General features: G+C 69.1%; 8 protein-coding genes. 6 read left to right on the forward strand and 2 right to left on the reverse strand.

Annotated features, from left to right (window positions below; genetic code table 11):
• Window positions 1-154: 154 nt before the first annotated feature.
• On the reverse strand, window positions 155-622 hold the full coding sequence (locus ACWD68_RS41420; protein ID WP_451811641.1) for a hypothetical protein: 468 nt from the start codon (window positions 620-622) through the stop codon (window positions 155-157).
• A gap of 197 nt (window positions 623-819) precedes the next feature.
• Between ACWD68_RS41420 and ACWD68_RS41425 the strand changes: the two genes are divergently transcribed.
• The 3 genes from ACWD68_RS41425 to ACWD68_RS41435 all read left to right on the forward strand — a co-directional run bounded on the left by ACWD68_RS41425 (window position 820) and on the right by ACWD68_RS41435 (window position 2289).
• Window positions 820-1155 (forward strand): YnfA family protein, encoded by a 336-nt coding sequence (locus ACWD68_RS41425; protein WP_451811642.1) that lies wholly within the window; start codon window positions 820-822, stop codon window positions 1153-1155.
• Window positions 1156-1348: 193 nt separating this feature from the next.
• Window positions 1349-2116 carry an SDR family NAD(P)-dependent oxidoreductase gene (locus ACWD68_RS41430; protein ID WP_451811643.1) on the forward strand — a complete coding sequence of 256 codons (768 nt, stop codon included), beginning with the start codon at window positions 1349-1351 and terminating at the stop codon, window positions 2114-2116.
• Window positions 2116-2289, forward strand: coding sequence for a hypothetical protein (locus ACWD68_RS41435; RefSeq protein WP_451811644.1), 174 nt, complete (start codon window positions 2116-2118; stop codon window positions 2287-2289). The genes ACWD68_RS41430 and ACWD68_RS41435 overlap by 1 nt, the downstream gene beginning before the upstream one ends.
• Window positions 2290-2410: 121 nt before the next feature.
• On the opposite strand, the gene ACWD68_RS41440 is transcribed toward ACWD68_RS41435, so the two are convergent.
• The gene (locus ACWD68_RS41440) at window positions 2411-3604 is read right to left on the reverse strand and encodes an RtcB family protein (RefSeq protein ID WP_451811645.1); all 1194 of its coding nucleotides are present in this window, start codon (window positions 3602-3604) and stop codon (window positions 2411-2413) included.
• Window positions 3605-3806: 202 nt separating this feature from the next.
• On the opposite strand from ACWD68_RS41440, the gene ACWD68_RS41445 reads away from it, so the two are divergent.
• From ACWD68_RS41445 to ACWD68_RS41455, 3 genes are all read left to right on the forward strand, one after another.
• Window positions 3807-4679 (forward strand): DUF3558 domain-containing protein, encoded by an 873-nt coding sequence (locus ACWD68_RS41445; RefSeq protein WP_451811646.1) that lies wholly within the window; start codon window positions 3807-3809, stop codon window positions 4677-4679.
• Window positions 4680-4826: 147 nt separating this feature from the next.
• Window positions 4827-5696 carry a DUF3558 family protein gene (locus tag ACWD68_RS41450; RefSeq protein WP_451811647.1) on the forward strand — a complete coding sequence of 290 codons (870 nt, stop codon included), beginning with the start codon at window positions 4827-4829 and terminating at the stop codon, window positions 5694-5696.
• A gap of 163 nt (window positions 5697-5859) precedes the next feature.
• Window positions 5860-6026: DUF2637 domain-containing protein (locus ACWD68_RS41455; protein WP_451811648.1), on the forward strand; the 167-nt coding region annotated here is incomplete at its 3' end.

Below are 6026 nucleotides of genomic sequence, written 5' to 3' on the forward strand. Positions count from 1 at the left end.
GGATCGAGCAGCAGTTCGCACAGGTAGCCCACGTCTGATCCAGCGGCGACGGACCGGGATGTACCGGCACGGCCCCGACCCACCCACCGAACCCGGCACCCACACCTGGGAACCGCCGAGGCCCCCGCACGCGAAGCCACCCGGCCCCCAGGACTCAGAACGCGTACGAATCCCCGGTGTCCAGCGCGAGCACCCGCTGCCGGTCATTCGCGTGATTCCGGTCCACCGACCCCCCGCCCCACACGGTGTCCACCGTCATCGACACCTCCGCCGACACCCCCCGCAGCCGCACCTTGACCCGGATCTCCTCCCCCAGCCCATCCACAGGCAACGCCCCCGTACGGCACACCACCGTCCGCTGCCCCGCCCGCGCGCACCGGGCCGGCAACCGCTGCTGATCATGCAGCGGTGTCGACCACCGCAGCCGCACCGTCGCGTCGGCGACGGGGTTCGGCCCGTGGTTCCGCGGCGTCAGCCGGACATCGACCCGCCCGCCGTGCACGGCCACATACCCGTGATAGGCGAGATCGGCCTCGGGCCCCGCGACGGCCCCGACCGCGGGACCGCCACCCACCAGCACAGCCCCCAGACTCAGCACACCCACCGCACACACCATCCGCATGAGGCCATCTCCGCTCGCCCGAAACGATCATCAGGTCATCGACCCGCCATCAGGGGATGTATCCCACCCCTGAAGCCCTCCAGGCGCCTTCCAACAGGTGACGCGCACGAGTCCAGGTGACGCGCTACGGGCCACGAGCCCACCCCCGCCTCCGACTGTGACCGCCTGCCACGGTGACCGCATGTCACAGTGACCGCATGCCGATCGCCCGCTCCGCCGCCCTCTTCGTCCTCGCCGCACTCCTCGAGCTCGGCGGCGCCTGGCTGGTCTGGCAGGGCGTGCGCGAACAGCGCGGCCTGCTCTGGATCGGTGCCGGAGTGATGGCCCTCGGCCTGTACGGCTTCGTGGCCACCCTCCAGCCGGACGCCGAGTTCGGCCGCGTCCTCGCCGCGTACGGCGGAGTCTTCGTGGCGGGCTCCCTCGCATGGGGCGTGGTCGCGGACGGCTACCGGCCCGACCGCTGGGACATCACCGGCGCGCTGATCTGCCTGGCCGGAACGGCCGTGATCATGTACGCCCCCCGCGGAAACTGACCCGCCACCGCCAGGAAGCCCCACCACCGCCAGGGCCAGGGAGCCCCACCACCGCCCGGCAGCCTCACCACCAGGCGATCCCCCGCCCCGACATCTCGCCCCCGCCCACCGGCACCTCTCCCCCGGCCCAGCCGTCCCAGCCCCCACCTATCCTTGCCGGAGAAGTCCCAGCCCACCGCCAAGGAGCAGCCGTATGACCCCCGCCGCCGCGTCCCGTATCGCCGTCATCACCGGTGCAAGCAGCGGAATCGGCGCCGCGACGGCCCGACAGCTGGCGGCCGAGGGCTACCGCGTCGTCGTCACCGCCCGCCGCAAGGACCGCATCGAGGCACTGGCGGCGGAGATCACCGCGGCGGGCGGCCAGGCCACCGCGTACGCCCTGGACGTCACGGACCGCACCGCGGTCGACGAGTTCGCGACGGCGTTCAAGTCGATCGGCGTGCTGGTCAACAACGCCGGCGGCGCACTCGGCGCCGACCCGATCGCGACGGGCGACCCGGCCCAGTGGCGCCAGATGTACGAGACGAACGTCATCGGCACCCTGAACATCACCCAGGCCCTCCTCCCGGCGCTCACGGCCAGCGGCGACGGCACGATCGTCGTCCTCTCCTCCACGGCGGGCCACGGCACGTACGAGGGCGGCGGTGGCTACGTGGCCGCCAAGCACGCCGAGCACGTTCTCGCGGAGACGCTGCGCCTGGAGATCGTCGGCACGCCCGTCCGGGTCATCGAGGTCGCCCCCGGCATGGTCAAGACGGACGAGTTCGCCCTGACCCGCTTCGGCGGCGACACCGAGAAGGCCGCCAAGGTCTACGCGGGCGTCGCACAGCCCCTCACCGCCGACGACGTCGCCGAGACCATCACGTGGGCCGTCACCCGCCCGAGCCACGTGAACATCGACCTCCTCGTCGTCCGCCCCCGAGCGCAGGCGTCGAACACGAAGGTCCACAGGGAGCTGTGATGTCCGATCCGGCGTCACCCCCGGAACGGCCCACCACGGACGACGCGGAAAAGGCCCGCCTGGCCCTGGAGAAGAAGCGCGAACGGTACGTCTGGTACTACCTCGCGTACTTCCTCTTCGGCATCCACATCGTGGCCTTCGTCATGATCTACGCGGTCCTGCACGCGAAGTGACTCACCGCCGGAAGACCACACTCGGCAGCCCAACCGCTTAACGCACACCAGCAGCCCCACCCATGGCCCACAAGGGTGCTGACCGCTCGGGCGAGACCCCCGGGCCGGGGGCCTCGCCGCATCAGCCCTTCACGCAGATGAACTGCTTGAGCTTCGCCACGACCTCCACGAGGTCACGCTGCTGCTCCATCACCTGCTCGATCGGCTTGTACGCACCCGGGATCTCGTCCACGACGCCGGAATCCTTGCGGCACTCCACGCCCCGCGTCTGCTCCTCCAGGTCCTTCGTCGTGAAACGGCGCTTCGCGGCGTTCCGGCTCATCCGCCGACCCGCCCCGTGCGAAGCCGAGTTGAAGGACTTCTCGTTGCCGAGTCCCTTCACGATGTACGACCCCGTCCCCATCGAGCCCGGAATGATGCCGAACTCTCCGGCCCGCGCGCTGATGGCTCCCTTGCGGGTGACGAGCAGGTCCATGCCGTCGTAGCGCTCGATGTTCACGTAGTTGTGGTGGCAGCTGACCTCCGGCTCGAAGGTCGGCTTCGCCTTCTTGAACTCCTTGCGGACCACGTCCTTCAGGAGCGCCATCATGAGTGTTCGGTTGTGCTTCGCGTACTCCTGGGCCCAGAACAGGTCGTTGCGGTACGCCGCCATCTGGGGCGTGTCCGCGACGAAGACGGCGAGGTCACGGTCGACCAGGTCCTGGTTGTGCGGGAGCTTCTGGGCGACACCGATGTGGTGCTCGGCCAGTTCCTTGCCGATGTTCCGCGACCCGGAGTGCAGCATCAGCCAGATGGAACCGGTCGTATCCGTGCAAATTTCTACAAAATGGTTTCCTCCGCCGAGCGTTCCCATCTGCTTGACAGCCCGTTCCTGACGGAACTTGACCGCTTCGGCAACCCCGTCGAAGCGTCCCCAGAAGTCGTCCCACCCGGCCGTGGCCAGCCCGTGGAACCGGTCCGGGGCGACCGGGGAGTCATGCATCCCCCGCCCCACCGGAATCGCCTCCTCGATCTTCGACCGGAGTCGCGAGAGGTCGCCCGGCAGATCGTTGGCCGTGAGCGAGGTCTTGACCGCGGACATTCCGCAGCCGATGTCGACGCCCACCGCCGCCGGGCAGACCGCGTCCCGCATCGCGATGACCGAGCCGACGGTCGCGCCCTTGCCGTAGTGGACGTCCGGCATGACGGCGAGTCCCTTGATCCAGGGCAGGGTCGCCACGTTCTGGAGCTGGCGAAGTGCGACATCCTCGACCGACGCGGGGTCGGCCCACATGCGGATGGGAACCTTCGCGCCCGGCACCTCTACGTACGACATATCGCCCTCAATCCCCAGAAAAACAACAGAAGTCTTAAATCGCAAAAACGGCGCCCAGGTCGACGTATGGGACAACGGACCGGCGTCCACGGCTCTGCGTGCGATACACATTGTCTCCAGGGGCCGCCCCCGTGCGGCAACCGAATAACCACAGGACACCCGGGCCGAAGCGCCGTCGGGAACCGTCGAGAGGAGCCTGACCGTGCAGCGGAAGGCGTACGTATCAGGCGCCGCCGTGCTCCTCGCGGCATTGCTGGCAGGCTGCACGGGCGGTCCGGACGAAGGGAGTTCGCCTCCGGACTCCAAGAGCGGCAACGCCGGCACGACGGCTCAGGCGGCCCAGCCGGGCAAGTACCGCACCCTCCCGCAGGCGTGCGCCGCGGCCGATCACGACACGCTCGACGCACTGCTGCCCGGCATCGAGCAGAGCACCGACGAGAAGCAGCAGGAGAAGCTGTACGAGGGTGAGGCCACGGTCACGTACAACACGGACCGGCGGGACGGCTGCAACTGGAAGGTGGAGTCCACGTCCGCCACCGATCACCTCTTCGTCGACTTCGAGCGCGTGGTCTCGTACGACAACGCGGTGAGCGACGACGACAAGGCCGAGGAGCTCTACACCGTCAAGGAGACGGCGGCCGACCTCCCCGAGCCCTCCGCGTCGGCCTCCGCTTCGGGCGACGACGCCGGCCCGAGCCCGAGCGACGGCACCGGCACCGGCACCGGCACCCCGACCGGCGCCGGAGGCGGCGGTGACGAAGGCGACGGCAAGGGCAAGAGCGACGGCTCCGGCACCCCTTCCGCCTCGGCCTCTCCCTCGGGAACGCCCACCGCTCTCCAGCCCCGCGTCCTCGACGGTCTCGGCGAGCAGGCGTTCCTCGACGACAAGCTGAGCACCGGCTCGTCGACGGCTCAGCAGCGCACGGTGACTGTGGTGTTCCGCACGTCCAACGTGATCGTGACGATCGAATACGCCGAGCAGCCGACGGCTTCCACGGACACCCCGGACAGCGAAGAAATGCAGGACAGGGCGTGGAAACTGGCCGAGGAGCTGGCCGACAAGCTCAACGGCTAGCGCCCTCGCGGCACCTGCGGGCACCCCGGCGCAAACCCCCCGAACGGGAACCGCCCGGGCGCACCACCGCGTACCGTGGCCCCTCGGACCCGACCGGTCGCACGTTCCATGTGCGGCCGTACCACGAGCGCCACGAGTGAAGGAACCATGCACCGACCAGTACAGCGAGTAGGCCGAGCACCACGACTCACCCGCATCCTTGTCAGCGCAGCCGCCGTCCCGGTGATGCTTGTCGCCGCGGGCTGTTCCTCGGACTCCGACTCCGGCGACGACGCGCAGAAGAGCGCGAGCGCGACCCCGGACGCGAAGGTGTCCGAGAGTGCCTCGGCCGATGTCGTCCAGCCCGCCGCGTACGCGAAGCTTCCCGAGCCGTGCTCGGTGCTGTCGAAGAAGACACTGGGCGAACTGGTCCCGAAGGGGAGCAAGTCGGGTAAGGAAGGCAAGTCGGACGACGCGTCGCAGCGCGGCAACTGCAACTGGAACAGCCTCGACAACAACGGCGTGAAGGGCTCTCAGTTCCGCTGGCTGAACGTGGCGCTGCTGCGTTTCGATTCGGACACGCGTGGCGCGGGCGACGAGCAGGCGCACGCGTACTTCGAGAAGCAGGTCACGGGCGCGCAGTCGGTGGAGGGCGCGAAGGGCGCCAAGTCCGAGCCGGTCGCCGGGACGGGCGACGAGGCGACGGCCGTGCGGTACGACCTGAAGAAGAAGGAAGGCTCCTTCAAGCAGCAGACGATCGTGACGCGCGTCGAGAACGTGGTCGTCACGCTCGACTACAACGGCGCCGGTCTCGCGGGTGAGAAGACCCCGAACGCCGCCGACCTGCTGAAGGCCGCCGAGAAGGCGGCGAAGGAGGCGGTGGCCGCGGTGACCGCCGCGAACAAGGAGGGCGGCGCGGCGAGCACGTCCTCCTCGGAGCCGTCCTCTTCGTCGAAGACGTCGTCCGCTGCGAAGGCGCCGTCCAAGAGCGCCTCCAAGAGCGCTTCACCGTCGAAGTCCGCGGCGAAGAAGGACTGACCCGGTCCCGGACGGTTTCGGGGCTCAACTCGTAGTTTTGGCGGGACAGTTGCAGGGGCCCGGTCCTCTCGGGGACCGGGCTCGTCCCATACCGCGCATCCGTACGCCACACACATGTGCCACTCTGTTGCGCGCAACAACACGCAAGCGGAGGGGAGTGCAGGTGGCCGCGCCCATACAGCTGACACGGATGCACAAGATTCTCATCGGCGTGGTCGTCGCCGGTGCGGTCGTCATCGCCGGGATCGGCTTCGCCGGTTCGTACGCGGCGGTCCGTGAGCTGGCGATCCAGAAGGGGTTCGGGAACTTCTCGTACGTCTTCCCGATCGG

Source organism: Streptomyces sp. NPDC005141, from assembly GCF_053599975.1.

Bases quoted from the DNA above. Each gene is read 5' to 3' on its own strand.
- ACWD68_RS41420 (WP_451811641.1), bottom strand. From the start codon at position 622: ATGCGGATGGTGTGTGCGGTGGGTGTGCTGAGTCTGGGGGCTGTGCTG.
- ACWD68_RS41430 (WP_451811643.1), top strand. From the start codon at position 1,349: ATGACCCCCGCCGCCGCGTCCCGTATCGCCGTCATCACCGGTGCAAGC.
- ACWD68_RS41440 (WP_451811645.1), bottom strand. From the start codon at position 3,604: ATGTCGTACGTAGAGGTGCCGGGCGCGAAGGTTCCCATCCGCATGTGG.
- ACWD68_RS41450 (WP_451811647.1), top strand. From the start codon at position 4,827: ATGCACCGACCAGTACAGCGAGTAGGCCGAGCACCACGACTCACCCGC.
- ACWD68_RS41425 (WP_451811642.1), top strand. From the start codon at position 820: ATGCCGATCGCCCGCTCCGCCGCCCTCTTCGTCCTCGCCGCACTCCTC.
- ACWD68_RS41435 (WP_451811644.1), top strand. From the start codon at position 2,116: ATGTCCGATCCGGCGTCACCCCCGGAACGGCCCACCACGGACGACGCG.